The organism is Arthrobacter sp. ES3-54, from assembly GCF_029504395.1.
Taxonomy (GTDB): domain Bacteria; phylum Actinomycetota; class Actinomycetes; order Actinomycetales; family Micrococcaceae; genus Arthrobacter.
Genome location: NZ_JAQFIF010000004.1, coordinates 83,823 through 99,188 on the forward strand (window position 1 = coordinate 83,823; position 15,366 = coordinate 99,188).

The 15,366-nt window shown below is 67.7% G+C and carries 12 protein-coding genes; 9 read left to right on the forward strand and 3 right to left on the reverse strand.

Annotated features, from left to right (window positions below):
* The first annotated feature begins 120 nt into the window (after positions 1-120).
* Both M2428_RS08905 and M2428_RS08910 read left to right on the forward strand, forming a co-directional pair.
* Entirely contained in the window at positions 121-267 is a 147-nt protein-coding gene (locus M2428_RS08905; RefSeq protein WP_277525607.1) for a trehalase-like domain-containing protein, read from the forward strand.
* 87 nt (positions 268-354) lie between these two features.
* Entirely contained in the window at positions 355-2,028 is a 1,674-nt protein-coding gene (locus M2428_RS08910; RefSeq protein WP_277525608.1) for a glycoside hydrolase family 15 protein, read from the forward strand.
* Positions 2,029-2,118: 90 nt separating this feature from the next.
* On the opposite strand, the gene valS is transcribed toward M2428_RS08910, so the two are convergent.
* Complete coding sequence (valS, locus tag M2428_RS08915; RefSeq protein WP_277525609.1) at positions 2,119-4,737, reverse strand: valine--tRNA ligase; 2,619 nt, start codon at positions 4,735-4,737, stop codon at positions 2,119-2,121.
* Positions 4,738-4,833: 96 nt separating this feature from the next.
* Here valS and M2428_RS08920 point away from each other — a divergent pair, with 96 nt between their 5' ends.
* The 3 genes from M2428_RS08920 (at position 4,834) to M2428_RS08930 (ending at position 7,354) form a co-directional block, all read left to right on the forward strand.
* Positions 4,834-5,205, forward strand: coding sequence for a DUF488 family protein (locus tag M2428_RS08920; protein ID WP_277525610.1), 372 nt, complete (start codon positions 4,834-4,836; stop codon positions 5,203-5,205).
* Positions 5,206-5,270: 65 nt separating this feature from the next.
* Positions 5,271-6,077, forward strand: coding sequence for an SDR family oxidoreductase (locus tag M2428_RS08925; protein ID WP_277525611.1), 807 nt, complete (start codon positions 5,271-5,273; stop codon positions 6,075-6,077).
* 197 nt (positions 6,078-6,274) lie between these two features.
* Positions 6,275-7,354, forward strand: a complete 1,080-nt coding sequence (locus tag M2428_RS08930) for a glycerophosphodiester phosphodiesterase family protein (protein ID WP_277525612.1) — start codon at positions 6,275-6,277, stop codon at positions 7,352-7,354.
* Here the strand turns inward: M2428_RS08930 and M2428_RS08935 are convergent.
* Positions 7,351-8,457, reverse strand: coding sequence for an endonuclease/exonuclease/phosphatase family protein (locus tag M2428_RS08935; protein ID WP_277525613.1), 1,107 nt, complete (start codon positions 8,455-8,457; stop codon positions 7,351-7,353). The two genes, M2428_RS08930 and M2428_RS08935, sit on opposite strands and share 4 nt — an antisense overlap.
* 415 nt (positions 8,458-8,872) lie before the next feature.
* On the opposite strand from M2428_RS08935, the gene ileS reads away from it, so the two are divergent.
* The 4 genes from ileS to ndk all read left to right on the forward strand — a co-directional run bounded on the left by ileS (position 8,873) and on the right by ndk (position 14,540).
* Positions 8,873-12,232, forward strand: a complete 3,360-nt coding sequence (ileS, locus tag M2428_RS08940) for an isoleucine--tRNA ligase (RefSeq protein WP_277525614.1) — start codon at positions 8,873-8,875, stop codon at positions 12,230-12,232.
* A gap of 3 nt (positions 12,233-12,235) precedes the next feature.
* The gene (locus tag M2428_RS08945; RefSeq protein WP_277525615.1) at positions 12,236-13,594 is read left to right on the forward strand and encodes a folylpolyglutamate synthase/dihydrofolate synthase family protein; all 1,359 of its coding nucleotides are present in this window, start codon (positions 12,236-12,238) and stop codon (positions 13,592-13,594) included.
* A 3-nt stretch (positions 13,595-13,597) separates the two neighbouring features.
* Positions 13,598-14,053, forward strand: coding sequence for a DUF4233 domain-containing protein (locus M2428_RS08950; protein ID WP_277525616.1), 456 nt, complete (start codon positions 13,598-13,600; stop codon positions 14,051-14,053).
* Between the two features lie 73 nt (positions 14,054-14,126).
* The gene (gene ndk, locus M2428_RS08955; protein WP_090578496.1) at positions 14,127-14,540 is read left to right on the forward strand and encodes a nucleoside-diphosphate kinase; all 414 of its coding nucleotides are present in this window, start codon (positions 14,127-14,129) and stop codon (positions 14,538-14,540) included.
* A gap of 112 nt (positions 14,541-14,652) precedes the next feature.
* On the opposite strand, the gene M2428_RS08960 is transcribed toward ndk, so the two are convergent.
* On the reverse strand, positions 14,653-15,324 hold the full coding sequence (locus tag M2428_RS08960) for a vitamin K epoxide reductase family protein (protein ID WP_277525617.1): 672 nt from the start codon (positions 15,322-15,324) through the stop codon (positions 14,653-14,655).
* Positions 15,325-15,366: the final 42 nt, after the last annotated feature.

Below are 15,366 nucleotides of genomic sequence, written 5' to 3' on the forward strand. Positions count from 1 at the left end.
TCTAAGGATCCCGCCAGATTGTCTAAGACGTCACGTGACAATCGAAAAGTCGAAGCCCCACCAACGGCTAAACGCTGATGGGGCTTCCCCTTTGCCCAAAAACTGGTCAGAGTGTGCCCCATGAGTAGTGTCCAGAACCGTGCCCAGGGCAGTGAACCCATTGCGGACTACGCCCTTCTGTCCGACTGCTGCTCCGCTGCGCTGGTCAGTGCGGCCGGCTCCGTGGACTGGCTCTGCTTCCCGCGTTTCGACAGCCCCTCGGTGTAGGGCCGGCTCCTCGGCCCTGAGGCGGGATTCTGGTCGATCCGGCCCGCCGCCTCCCACTCCTCGACCCGGCGCTACCTCGGACCCGCGATGGTGCTGGAAACCACCCACACCACCGCCGAAGGGCGTGTGACGGTCACGGATGCCCTCGCCCTCGGGGAGGGCCGGCGCGGCCACGAGCTGGGGGCGGACTCCCCGGGCACCCTTTTGCGCCAGGTGTCCTGCACGCAGGGCACCGTCGACGTTGACTTCATCCTCAGTGCCCGGCCCGACTACGGCCTCGCCAGGCCCCTTCTCAGCTGGCCCTTGCTCCGTGGCGCCGACGGCGGCATCCTGATCGGCGCGGGAGATGGGGTTCTGTCGATTTCGACGCCGGCGGCGTTCCGGCTGAGCGCCGACACCGGCACGGAAACCGGAGCCGGCGCTGGCGCCGACACCGTGCACGCACGCCTGAGCCTCCGCGCCGGAGACGTTGCCGGCTTTGCCCTCCACTCCGGCTCCGGAGACGCTGGCGGGAGCGACGCCCCGGTGTTCTGGAGCCAGACGGAGATCGCCCATAGGCTCGAGGACACCCTGCAGGGCTGGACCAGCTGGTCCGCGATACACCAGAACTACCGCGGCCCGTGGCAGGAGCTTGTGGCCTGCAGCGGAAGGATCTTGCAGGCGCTGAGCTACTACCCGAGCGGCGCGATCGTGGCCGCCCCGACCACGTCGCTGCCGGAGGTGGCCGGCGGCACGCGCAACTGGGACTACCGCTTCAGCTGGATCCGGGACGCCAGCATGACCTTGCAGGCCCTCTGGGTGGCGGCCTGCCCGGACGAGGCCGGGAAGTTCTTCCAGTTCCTGGCCACCGCGGCCGCCAGCCAGCTGGCCGCCGGCGAGGAACTGCAGATCATGTTCGGCATCGGCGGGGAACGGGAACTCACCGAACGCGAGCTCGACCACCTGCCGGGCTGGCGCGCCAGCGCCCCGGTCCGGGTGGGCAACGGCGCCTGGAACCAGCGCCAGTTGGACGTCTACGGCGAGCTTCTGGACGCCGCCGCCACCTTGCCGGAGTACCTCGCGGAGCTGGCACCGGAGACCCGGAAGTTCCTCGCCGACTCCGCGGACACCGCTGCCGCACGCTGGCGGTCAACCGATCACGGCATCTGGGAAGTCCGCGGGGAGCGGCGCCACTACCTGCACTCCAAACTCATGTGCTGGGTGGCCGTGGACCGCGCCATCTCCCTCGCCGGGATCCTGCAGGCAACCGAAAAGGTCCCGCATTGGACGCAGGCACGGGACGCGATTGCGGCATCCATCCGGACCGAGGGGTGGAGCGGGACGGCGAACTCCTACACCCAGGCGTACGGCTCCGAGGACCTCGATGCGTCGGCCCTGATGCTCGCCATCGTGGGATTCCTGCCGGCGGACGATCCCGGCATGATCGCGACAATTGAGGCGATCGAGGACCGGCTCACGGATTCTCGCGGCCTCGTGTACCGCTACCTGGCCGACGACGGCATGGCAGGGGAGGAGGGCACCTTCCTTCTGTGCACCTTCTGGCTGGCGCACGCCCTTGCCCTGGCCGGACGCACCGAACGCGCCCGGGCCGTCTTCGAGCGGGCGGCCGCGTTCGCCACGGACCTGGGTCTGATGGCGGAGGAAGTCGCGCCGGACAGCAGCGAGCTCCTGGGCAACTTCCCGCAGGCGTTCAGCCACATCGGCCTCGTCAACGCCGCCTGGGCGATCAGCCAGGCCGAGGACCGGGCCGCCGGGCACTGACCCGCCAACGGGCGAGGGCGCCGGCCAGGTTTCCCTGGCACGGCGCCCTCGTCAGGTTCCGGAAATCAGTTTCCGGCTTGGCCGCAGGCCTTACGCCTGGGCGGCCGGCTCGGCCGGAGCCAGTACGACCTCGCTCACGGTCAGTTCGCCCTCGCCGGCGACAAGCGCCAGCTCACGGGCGTTGGCCGCGGCCTTGAGGTCGGCGAGGCCAGCCTTCAGCTGCGTGGTGAGGGACTCCGAGGCCGTGATCGTGGCGGACAGCACCTCGGTGCGCTGCTTGACCTTCGCCTCGGACTTGGCCTTGCGGATGCCGCTGAGCGCGGTGCCGACCGTCGCCAGGAGAGTCGTGTCGCCGTCGACCGCGACGGCGGACGGCCACTGGGCGCGGTGCACGGAACCGGTGCGCCACCAGCTCCAGACTTCCTCCGTGGCGAACGGCAGGAACGGCGCGAAGAGCCGCAGGAGCGTGTCCAGGCTGGTCGCGAGGGCGGCCAGTACGGACGCCTGCTGCTCCTCGCCGGCCGCGCCATAGGCACGGTCCTTGATGAGCTCCACGTAGTCGTCCGTGAAGTTCCAGAAGAAGCTCTCGGTGATCTGCAGGGCCCGGGCGTAGTCGTAGCCCTCGAACGCCTTGGTGGCCTGCTGGACAACGTCGGCGAGCTGGGCCAGGACAGCCCGGTCCAGCGGGTTGCTCAGCACGGACAGGTCGCCGGAAACCACCGAGTCTTCGGTGGCGCCCAGGTTCAGGACAAACTTGGAGGCGTTGAGCAGTTTGATGGCCAGGCGGCGGCCAATCTTCATCTGCGCGATCTCGTAGGCGGTGTCCGCACCGAGTTTGGCCGAGGCCGCCCAGTAGCGCACAGCGTCCGAGCCGTAGTCCTCGAGGACATCCGTGGGCACAATGACGTTGCCCTTGGACTTGGACATCTTCTTCCGGTCCGGGTCCAGGATCCAGCCGGAGATGGCCGCGTGCTTCCACGGGGCGGTCTTCTGCAGCGCGTCGGCGCGGACAGCGGAGGAGAAGAGCCAGGTTCGGATGATGTCGTGCCCCTGCGGGCGGACGTCGAACGGGTAGACCTTGGCGAATAGTGCCTCGTCGGTGCTCCAGCCGCCCACAATCTGCGGGGTCAGCGAGGACGTGGCCCAGGTGTCGAGGACGTCCGCGTCGCCGGTGAAGCCGCCGGGCACATCGCGCTGGGCTTCCTCGTAGCCGGGGGCGGCATCCGCCGCGGGGTCCACGGGGAGCTGGGCGTCGGATGGGACGATCGGTGCGTCGTATTCGGGGTTGCCGTCGGCGTCGAGGGGGTACCAGACCGGTACCGGAACGCCGAAGAAGCGCTGGCGGGACACGAGCCAGTCGCCGTTGAGCCCCGAGATCCAGTTCTCGTAGCGGGAGCGCATGAAGGCGGGGTGGAACTCGATCTCGTTGCCGCGGCCGATCAGGCGTTCGCGGCGGTCCTCGTCGCGGCCGCCGTTGCGGATGTACCACTGGCGGGAGGTGACGACCTCGAGGGGCTTGTCGCCCTTCTCGAAGAAGTTCACCGGGTGCATGATCTTCTTGGGCTCGCCGTCGAGCAGGTCCGCGGCAGCCAGGAGCTCAACCACGCCTTCCTTGGCGCTGAACACGGTCTTGCCGGCGATGGCCGCGAAGTTGGCGCGGCCTTCATCGGTGGTGATCCAGTCCGGGGTCTCGCCGAGGATGCGGCCGTCGCGGCCCACGATTGCTCGGGTGGGCAGCTGCAATTCGCGCCACCAGGTGACGTCGGTGAGGTCGCCGAAGGTGCAGACCATGGCGGCGCCGGAGCCCTTGTCCGCCTTGGCGAGCGGGTGGGCCCTGACCTCTACCTCGACACCGAACAGGGGAGAGGTGACCTTCTTGCCGAAGAGCGGCTTGTAGCGCTCGTCGTCGGGGTTCGCCACCAGCGCGGCGCAGGCGGCCAGCAGCTCGGGGCGGGTGGTCTCGATGTAAATCTTCTCGCCGTCCTCGGTGAAGAACGGGTAGCGGTAGTAGGCGCCCGCGACTTCCCGGTCCTCAAGCTCGGCCTGGGCCACCGCGGTGCGGAACGTGACATCCCACAGGGTGGGCGCCTCGGCCATGTAGGCGTCGCCCGCAGCCAGGTTGGCCAGGAAGGCGCGCTGCGAGATGGCGCGGGACTTGTCATCGATGGTCCGGTAGGTCAGGTCCCAGTCCACGGACAGGCCCAGGGTCCGGAAGAGGTGCTCGAAGACCTTTTCGTCCTCGACCGCGAGCTCTTCGCACAGCTCAATGAAGTTCCGGCGGGAAATGACGTCGAAGTCGCGCTGGTTCTTGGCCGGCTCGGCCGGGGGGCGGTAGCCGGCGTCGTACGTGGTGGTGGGGTCGCAGCGCACGCCGTAGTAGTTCTGCACGCGGCGCTCGGTGGGCAGGCCGTTGTCGTCCCAGCCCATGGGGTAGAAGACGTTCTTGCCGGTCATGCGCTGGTAGCGCGCCAGGACGTCGGTCTGCGTGTAGGAGAACATGTGCCCGACGTGGAGGGATCCCGACGCCGTGGGCGGGGGAGTGTCGATCGAGTAGACCTGCTCCCGGGTGGTGTCCTGGTTGAACTTGTAGGTCCCTTCGTCAAGCCAGCGCTGCGTGAGCGCTTCTTCCAGCCCCTCCAGGGCGGGCTTGTCCGGAACATTGATGGGGGCGGTGGTGGGCGTGTCTGTACCCTGCGTGTCTTCAGCCATGGGCCAATTCTTCCACTAACTGCCATGCGCTTATGAACGGGGGCGGGTTCTCCGGGTGTAGAAGCAGCGGAAGCAACGTGAAGGTAGCATGCGCAGATGGAGAATTCTCAGGGAAGTTCGGCCGGGATCTTCGCGATCAAGCGCATCTACGACGACCCGTCCGACGACGACGGCTGCCGGGTCCTGGTGGACCGGCTCTGGCCGCGGGGAGTCAGCAAGGAACGGGCCCAGCTGGAGCTTTGGCTCAAGGACGTGGCGCCGTCCGCGCCGCTGCGCAAGGAATTCGGGCACATGCAGGAACGGTTCGCGGACTTCCGGGCGGCCTACGAGGCCGAGCTCGAAACCAACCCCGCCGTGCAGACGCTGTATACACTCGCGGCGGAGCACGGGAAAGTGACGCTGCTGTTCGGCGCCAAGGATCCGGAGACCAACCACGCACAGGTGCTGAAGGAGTTCCTGGAGGGCTGATTCACGCGCGTTCATCCAGCGGTCGCCCGGCGCGGGTTCCCCGGCCTTGCCGTTAGGGTGGTGCCATGACTGAGGGAATCCACAACGCAGGAACTGCAAATACAGCGGCAGCAGCCGAATCAAAAACAGCCAAAGCAGCAGTAGTCACCGGGGCCAGCACCGGAATCGGCGAGGCCACGGTGCGTGCGCTCCGCAAAGAAGGCTGGACCGTGTTCGCCGTCGCCCGCCGTGCCGACCGGCTCGAGGCGCTCGCCGCCGAAACCGGCGCCGTCGCCCTTCCCGCTGACGTGACCGACGACGCCGATGTGGCCCGGCTGCTCGACGAGGTGACCCGGGCCGGCGGCATCGACACGCTGATCAACATCGCCGGCGGCGCCCGCGGCGCCGACAAGGTTGCCGGGGCCAAGACCGAGGACTGGGAATGGATGTTCCAGGTCAACGTGCTGGGCAGCATGAAGCTGATCCGCGCGTTCCTGCCCATGCTGCGTGCCTGCGGCGAGGGCACCGTGCTGAACCTGACCTCCACCGCCGGGCTCTCGGCCTACGAGGGCGGCGGCGGCTACAACGCGGCCAAGTTCGCTCAGCACGCCCTGACCGGCGCCCTGCGGCTCGAGGAGGCCGAGCACAACCTCCGCGTGATCGAGGTGGCCCCCGGCCTGGTGCAGACCGAGGAGTTCGCCCTGAACCGCCTCGGTGACCAGGACGCGGCGGCCAAGGTCTACGCGGGTGTCGAGAAGCCGCTGACGGCCGCCGACGTCGCCGATGTGGTCCGCTACGCCGTCGTGGCGCCGCATCACATCAACCTAGACCAGATCGTGATCCGCCCGGTAGCGCAGGCGGCCAACTACAAGCTGATCCGCAAGAGCCAGTAGGGCCCGGACCTGGGCTAAGGGCTCTGGGCTCAGGTCCAGGCCATGTCCAGGGCCACGCATGGGGCGGGGCGTCCGGCGGCGACACCGGACGTTCACCGTGGCGTGGCGCGCTGGTCAGGCTGCGCTGGTCCGGCGTTGGCCGCGGCGGGGCAAGGTGGCCCGTGCAACTGCACACCACCAGAGTGGAGAACTTTCCCATGCGAACCCCGACGAAGCTCGGCGCTGCCGTACTCAGCGCAGCCCTGCTCCTCGCCACGTCAGCCCAGGCAAACGCGGCCCAGGCCCACGCGGCCGAGCCCCACCCGGACGACACCCGAGTCAACGGCCAGGCCAACCACTTCGATCTCCAGGCCCACCGCGGCGGCATCGGCTTGACCGTCGAGTCAACGCTGGCGTCCTTCGCCAGGGGGATCGAGACCGGCGTCTCCACCCTCGAACTTGACCTCCAGATCACCAAGGACGGCCACGAGGTCATCACCCACGACCGGAAGATCAGCGGCCAGAAGTGCCTGGACACAGCTCCGGTCACGCCGAACGACCCCGAGTTCCCGTACGTCGGCAAGTACGTCAAGGACCTGAAGTTCGCGCAGGTCCGCAGCCTGGACTGCGGCAGCCTCACGCTGCCCCAATTCCCGGGCCAGATGGCCTCGCCGGGCGCAAAGATGCCCACGCTGGCCGAGGTCTTCGCGTTGGCGGACTCTCACCGCGCGAGCCAGGTGAAGTTCAACATAGAAACCAAGGTGGAGGCAGGCGCGCCGCAGGAAACCGCGCCGCGCGAGCAGTTCGTCGACGTCGCACTCCGCGAGATCAAGGCCGCCCACATGCAGAGCCGAGTCGCGATTGAGAGCTTCGATTGGGGTTCGTTGCGCCTGGTCCAACAGCGCGATCCCCAGATCCGCACCGTGGCTCTGACCAACAAGGACTTCCTCCAGACAGGCCAGCCCGGCAAGTCGCCGTGGCTGGGCGGAATCGACGCCGATGACTTCGGCGGTGACCTCGTCGGCGCAGCCTCCTCCCTTGGCTTCGACGCCATCTCTCCGGTGCACGGGACGCCGCAGAACGGCGCCGTGACGGATCCGGACTATGTTCCCTACGTCACCGCCGACATGGTCCGCCGTGCCCACGCGGCAGGCATGCAGGTCATTCCGTGGACCGTTGATGACAAGCCCACCATGCGCGCCCTCATCGGTGCCGGAGTGGATGGACTGATCACGGATTACCCGGACCGGCTCCGGGATGTGATGGCCGAATCCGGCATGAAACTGCCGCGCAGCTAGTCCTCCGCCGGCACGGACAGCGTGGCCAGAACCGCCGCATGGTCCGACCCGGCCACCGGCAGCACGGAATAGCCGCGGCTGGGCACCTGCGGGCCGGTCACGATGTGGTCGATCACCACGCCCGGCAGCGGCGGGCCCGCCATGGGCCAGGTCGGAACCAGGCGGGCCAGTGCCGCGGCCCCGACGTCGACCAGGGCGCCGGCGGATCCGGTTCCGCCTGTCCCTGCCCCGGCGGACCTCTCCAGCATCTGGCGGAACTCGGCGTGGTCGAGGGTGGCGTTGAAGTCACCCAGCATGAGCACGTTGCCGGGACGGGCGGCAAGGCGGCCCAAGGCGGCCAGTTCGCTCCGCCACTGCCCGGCCCGGCCCCACACCGGTGCCTTGGTGTGCACGTTGGTCACGGTGAGGGAGGCCTGCCGGCCGCCGGCGTCGAGCTCCACCTGCACCGTGGGCATGTGGAAGGCGGAACCGTCCACGGAGTCCAACGGAATGAGCGGGCGGGAGGAGTACACGGCTCCGCCGCCCGCGCCGTCCCTCGAGCGGCTGATCCGGTGCGGAAGCAGCCCGCCCAGCCCCTCCGCGTCCAGCCGTCTTTCCAGGGCCGGTGAGAGTTCCTGGACGGCAAGGAGGCCGACGCCGTTTTCGCGCACCAGCCGGACCACATCCGCGGCATCAGCCTGGCCCTTCCAGGCGTTGAGGGTCATGACCTTCAGTTCCGCCGCCGGCCGCTGTCCTGTGTCCTGTCCGGTGCCCTGTGCCGTGCCCTGTGCCGTGCCCTGTCGGGTGCCCTGTTCCTGCCCCTGCGAGGGATCCGCTGGCCGGGCCAGGAACCGGTCCGCCACCCGGTCCGGCGGAAAGAGCCACAGCAGCTGAAGGGCAAGCAGGGCACCGGCCGGGAGGGCCACCCAGGGCCGCCGTGCCGGCAGCGCCAGCACCAGGGCCGCGCCTGCGGGGAGCACGAACCAGGGGGTGAAGGCCACAAGCTGGACTACCGGGGCAGGCCACGGCGCAGGGACCGCCCGGAATACGGACACCACCACCACGGGCAGGGCGCAGAGGGCAGAAGACAAGTGCCAGCGGCGGCTTGAGCTGCCGCTCTTCACGGGTCGGCCCTAAGCAGCCGGGGGACGGACATGGCAGCAGTCTATGCAGTCGGGCCGCCGGCGTCGCCCCTGTTGGCGGAGTTTGCTGCGCTGTGAAACGCCGTAAGTTCTCCGGTACCATCGACTTAGCAGCTTTGACCCGGCCATCACCGGTGAGCTTCCGGAAGAACACCCCCGCATGCGGTGGCGACTACGTCGCCACCGGGCGTGCCCGGGCCAGTAGAACCGGACGGGTAAGCCCGTCACAGCAGTAATGAGCGGCCGACGCCGGTGCGGGCCCTTTCTCGGAAGGGCGGGAACCGGTGACGGTAAGTGAGGTGGTACCGCGGTGCCGGTGTTGTCGAAAGACAGTGCAGGGGCCGTCCTCGCATCCTGAATGAATACATGTGTTCGCCGCTCAACCCAGGATGTCGAGATGACTTACTACCCCAAGGCCTCCGCCGCACCCGCAGGCGCCGGTTCCACCACCGCTGCCTCCAACACCTCTGCTTCCAACACCGCAGGCGTGTCCGCCTCCGTGAAGTTCCCGGAGATCGAAGAGCGCATCCTCAAGTACTGGGACCAGGACGGCACTTTCCAGGCCAGCATCGACCAGCGCGATGCCGGCAAAGACGGCAGCAACGAATTCGTCTTCTACGACGGCCCGCCCTTCGCCAACGGCCTGCCGCACTACGGCCACCTCCTGACCGGCTACGCCAAAGACCTCGTGGGCCGCTACCAGACCCAGCGCGGGCGCCGGGTGGAGCGCCGCTTCGGCTGGGACACGCACGGCCTCCCCGCCGAGCTGGAAGCCATGAAGCAGCTGGGCATGACGGACAAGACCCAGATCGAGGCCATGGGCATCGACAAGTTCAACGACGCCTGCCGTGCCTCCGTCATGAAGTACGCCGACGAGTGGAAGAGCTATGTCACCCGCCAGGCGCGCTGGGTGGACTTCGAGAACGACTACAAGACGCTCAACGTCGAGTACATGGAGTCCGTGCTGTGGGCCTTCAAGCAGCTGCACGAAAAGGGCCTGACCTACAACGGCTACCGCGTACTGCCCTACTGCTGGAAGGACGAGACGCCGCTGTCCAACCATGAGCTGCGCATGGACGACGACGTCTACAAGAACCGCCAGGACCAGACCGTCACGGTGACGTTCCCGATTACATCGGGGGAGTCGGAGCTGTCCCAGCAGCTCGCCGGGGTGCAGGCGCTCGCCTGGACCACCACGCCCTGGACGCTGCCCACCAACGCGGCGCTCGCCGTCGGGCCTTCCATCACCTACGTGGTCCTGCCCGCCGGACCGCACGGGATCAAGGCCGCCGCTGCAGAGGCCCCGGTCACGGGCAGCTTCCTGCTCGCCGCGGACCTTCTGGGCGCCTACGCCAAGGACCTCGGCTACGGCGATGGCGCCGAGGGCGTCGCCGCCGCGGAAGCCGCCATCACCTCCCGCCACACCGGCGCCGAGCTCGACGGCCTGGCCTACGAGCCGCTCTGGGACTACTTCCACGACAACGAGAAGTACGGCAACCAGAACGCCTGGCGCTTCCTCGAGGCCGACTACGTCACCACTACCGACGGCACCGGCATCGTCCACCAGTCGCCCGCCTACGGTGAGGACGACCAGAAAATCTGTGAAGAGGCCGGCATCCCCGTGGTCCTCTCCGTGGACGAGGGCGCCAAATTCCTGCCGTTGTTCAGCCACGGCCCGCTGGCCGAAATCGCCCGACTGCAAGTGTTCGAGGCCAACAAGCCCATCACCCAGGTGCTCCGCGCCCAGGGCCGTCTGGTCCGCCAAGCCAGCTACGAGCACAGCTACCCGCACTGCTGGCGCTGCCGCAACCCGCTGATCTACCGCGCCGTGTCCTCCTGGTACGTCGAGGTCACCAAGTTCAAGGACCGCATGTCCGAGCTCAACCAGGACATCAACTGGATCCCGGGCAACGTCAAGGACGGCCAGTTCGGCAAGTGGCTCGCCAACGCCCGCGACTGGTCCATCAGCCGGAACCGCTACTGGGGCAGCCCCATCCCGGTCTGGCAGTCCACGGACCCCGACTACCCGCGCACCGACGTCTACGGCTCCCTGGCCGAGATCGAGGCCGACTTCGGCCGCCTGCCGCTGAACAACGACGGCCAGGTGGACCTGCACCGGCCATTCATCGACGAGCTCACGCGCCCGAACCCGGATGACCCCCGGACACCGGAAGAGGGCCAGTCCGTCATGCGCCGCGTCGAGGACGTCCTGGACGTCTGGTTCGATTCCGGCTCCATGCCCTACGGCCAGGTGCACTACCCCTTCCAAAACGAGGAATGGTTCGACACCCACAACCCGGCGGACTTCATCGTCGAGTACATCGGCCAGACCCGCGGCTGGTTCTACATGCTGCACATCCTCTCCACGGCGCTATTCGACCGCCCAGCCTTCCGCAACGTCATCAGCCACGGCATCGTGCTGGGCTCGGACGGGCAGAAAATGTCCAAGAGCCTGCAGAACTACCCGGACGTCTCCGAGGTCCTGGACCGTGACGGCTCCGACGCCATGCGGTGGTTCCTGATGTCCAGCCCCATCCTGCGCGGTGGCAACCTCGTGGTCACCGAACAGGGAATCCGCGACGGCGTCCGCCAGGTCATCCTGCCGCTGTGGAACGTGTACAGCTTCTTCACGCTCTACACGAACGCCGCTGCCGGCGGGAACGGGTATGACGCGAAGCTTCGCTACGACGGCTACGCAGACACCCTGGACCAGTACCTGATGGCCAACACCGGGGACCTCGTCCGGAACATGACCGCCCAGCTGGACAGCTACGACATCTCCGGCGCCTGCGACGAGCTCCGCAGCTACCTGGACATGCTCACCAACTGGTACGTCCGCCGCAGCCGCCAGCGCTTCTTCGACGAGAGTGTCGATGCCTTCGACGCGCTCTACACCGCGCTGGAAACCGTCACCCGTGTGGCCGCGTCCCTTTTGCCGCTGGTCTCCGAGGAGATCTGGCGCGGCCTCACCGGCGGGCGCTCCGTGCACCTGGCCGACTGGCCGGACGCCGGACTCTTCCCGGCCAACCCCGGACTGGTCGAGGCCATGGACCGCGTGCAGCAGATCTGCTCCACCGGCTCATCGCTGCGCAAGGCCGCGAACCTGCGCGTGCGCCTGCCGCTGCAGGAACTCACGGTCGTGGCACCCGGCGCGGACGCGCTGGGAGGCTTCGCCGCCGTCGTCGCCGATGAACTGAACCTGCGCTCGGTCCGCCTGCTCGACGCCGAGGCCGCCTCCCCGGAGGAGTTCGGCATCGAGCAGAAGCTCGTGGTCAACGCCCGGGCCGCCGGCCCCCGGCTGGGCAAGAACGTCCAGCAGGCCATCAAGGGCTCCAAGTCCGGCGACTGGTCGGTCAGCGACGCCGGAGTGGTCACCGCCGGCGGCCTCGAACTCGAGCTGCAGGAATACACCCTGGAAACCGTCGTGGCCGAAGCCGCCGAAGGTGAGGGATCCCGCGCCGCGGCCGTCCTGCCCGGCGGCGGGTTCGTGGTCCTCAACACCGAGGTCACCCCCGAACTGGAGGCCGAGGGAATGGCGCGCGACATGGTCCGCGCCATCCAGCAGGCCCGCAAGGACGCCGGACTCAATGTCAGCGACCGGATCAGCACCTCCGTCACGGCCAAGCCGGACGTCGTCGAAGCCCTGCTGGCCAACGCGGAGCTGGTCAAGACCGAAACCCTGACCATCGAGTTGGAAACCCTGGCGGCCGACGTCAAGGAACCACAGGTCAGTGTTGCCAAGAAAGTTGGAGCCTAAACCATGACGGACGAATTCTCCGTAGAAAGCGTCTACGCCGAGCTGTTGGGCCGGGCGCCGGAAAACAAGATGGAGCCGCGGCTTGCCCCGCTGCACCGTGCCATGGAAATCCTGGGGGAGCCGAACAAGGCCTTCCCGATCATCCACGTCACCGGCACCAACGGCAAGACGTCCACGGCCCGGATGATCGAGGCGGGACTGCGCGCCCACGGCCTGAGCACTGGCCGGTACACCAGCCCGCACCTGTCCAAGGTCACCGAACGGATCAGCATCGACGGCGCCCCGGTGCCGGATGAGACCTTCGTCCGGATCTGGGACGAGATCCGGCCCTACCTGCAGATCGTGGATAGCGAACTCGAAGAAGCGGGCCAGCCCCGGCTGACCTACTTCGAGTGCCTGACCATCCTGGGCTTCGCGGTCTTCGCCGACCAGCCGGTCAATGTCGCTGTCATGGAAGTGGGCCTGGGAGGGATCACCGACGCCACGAACGTCGGCGACGGCCAGGTGGCCGTGATCACCCCGATCTCCCTGGACCACACCGAATTGCTGGGCGACACCACCGGGGACATCGCCTACGAAAAGGCCGGCATCATCAAGCCCGGCGGCTTCCTCATCAGCGCGGCGCAGCCCGTCGACGCGGCCCAGGTCCTGCTGGAGAAGGCCAAGGACATAGGCGTGCCGTTCCGCTTCGAAGGCGTCGAGTTCGGCGTTGAATCCCGCACCGTCGCGGTGGGCGGGCAGATGGTCACCATCCAGGGCATCGCCGGCCGCTACGAGGACCTGCTGGTGCCGCTGCACGGCGCGCACCAGGCCGAGAACGCCGCCGTCGCGATTGCCGCGCTGGAAGCCTTCTTCGGTGGGGAAAAGGCGATCGACGCCGAAATCCTGCAGGAGGCCTTCGCCTCCGTGACCTCCCCGGGGCGGCTCGAGGTGGTCCGCACCGCGCCGACCATCATCGTGGACGCGGCCCATAACCCCGAGGGCATCCGGGTCTCCGCCGAGGCGATCCACGAGGCCTTCAACTTCACCAAGCTGGTAGTGGTGGTGGGCGTGCTGCGGGAAAAGGACGCCGAGGAGATCCTGCGCCAGCTCAAGGAATCCCTGGGGGGCCTGGCCACCGAGTATTGCTTCACTGAGTCCAACTCGCCCCGCGCCGTCCCGGCCGAGGACCTGGCCGAGACTGCCCTTGACCTCGGCTTCGGTGAGGACAACATCCATGTCGCCGCGAAGCTGGACGACGCCCTTGAATGGGCCGTGGAACGCGCCGAAGCCGATGACGAGCTCGCCGGCGGGGTCCTGGTGACCGGCTCCATCACGCTGGTCGCGGACGCCCGGATCCTGCTCGGAAAGGCGGACGCGTAAGCAATGGCGAAACTCACCAAAGCCCAGCGCGAATGGCGCCCGGGCATGCCCAAGAAGCGGCGTTCCACGAAGGTCATGTTCGCCTCCACGGTCCTGTTGCTGGAGGCCTTCGTGGTGCTCTTTGGCACGCTGGCCGTCTTTGGCCTGCACCGGAACGAATATCCTGCGGGACTGGTCTTCTCCGTGGGGATCGGCCTGTGCCTGGTCTACGTGCTCACCTGCGCGGTCCTCTCGAAGCCGTGGGGAGTGGCCTTGGGCTGGATCCTGCAGCTCGTCCTGATCCTGGGCGGTCTCGTGGAACCTGCCATGTACCTCGTCGGCGCGCTCTTCGCCGTGGCCTGGTGGTACGGGATCCGCACCGGCATCAGGATTGACCGCGAAGCCGCGCAGCGGGAGCGCGAGCAGGCCGACTGGGAGGCGGCCCACCCCCAGGGGCCCGCGCCCGGCAACGGCGCCTGAACCTGGAGCCCGGGCGCATAGCCCGCACCCCGTAGACTTGACCCGAACCCCACCCCAACACATTGGAGCAGCTGTGAGCATTGAGCGCACCCTCGTCCTGATCAAGCCCGACGGCGTCGCCCGCAACCTGTCCGGCGCCATCCTGAGCCGGATCGAAGCCAAGGGCTACACCCTGGCAGAGCTCAAGAAGGTCGATGCCAACCGCGAGCTGCTGGAGCAGCACTACGAGGAGCACGTCGGCAAGCCGTTCTACGAGCCGCTGGTTGAGTTCATGCTCAGCGGCCCGGTGGTCGCCGCGATCTTCGAGGGGCACCGCGTGATTGAGGGCTTCCGTATCCTCGCCGGCACCACGGACCCGACGACGGCGGCGCCCGGCACCATCCGCGGCGACTTCGGCCGCGACTGGGGCCTGAAGGTGCAGCAGAACCTGGTCCACGGTTCGGATTCGGTGGAATCCGCCGAGCGCGAGATCAAGATCTGGTTCTAGGGGCTTCACCACCGCGGTCCTCACCATGGCGAGAGACGCCGAGATGACAGATAAGGCCAATGTTCAGTGCGAACATTGGCCTTATCTGTCGTCTCGCGGCGTTTAGGGGCGCCTAGTAGCCGGAAGTCCCGATGAAGACCTGGATGAAGGCGAAGAAGATCGTCGCGATGACGGCGACGTACAGCAGTGCCGTGATGATCCAGCCGGAGTCGCCGATGACCTTGGTGGGACCCGCGGGCAGCGCGATCACGCCGTGCGAGATATTGCGGACGCTCACCCAGACGAACAACGGGATCATCACAGCCCAGACGATCATGCAGAACGGGCAAAGGATGTGGATGGCGTACAGGGCCTGGGACCAGAGCCAGACCACGAACGCGAAGCCCAGCGTCACACCTGCCTGAAGCCCCAGCCAGTACCACCGGGCGAATCTCGCGCCCGCAAGTATGCCCATGGCTGTGGTGATGATCACGGCGAAGGCCACGATCCCGATGAACATGTTGGGGAAGCCGAACACGGAACTCTGCGGCGTCTGCATGACCTGGCCGCAGGAGATCCACGGGTTCACATCGCAGACCGTGACGTGGTTCGGGTCCTTGAGGACCTCCAGCTTCTCCAGCACCAGGGCCCCGGAAGCGAGCCAGCCAATGGCGCCGGTGATCAGCAGGAGCCAGGCGAACGGGCGGTCGCGGGTCATCGTGGGAAGGGACCGGTCCGCGGGAGCCGGGCCGGACCCCGGTTGGTGTACGGTCGCGTCGCCGGCAGTGCTGGAGATGCTGGGCATGGAATATGAGTCCTTTTAGTCGTGTTCTTCTGGCCCCGATTG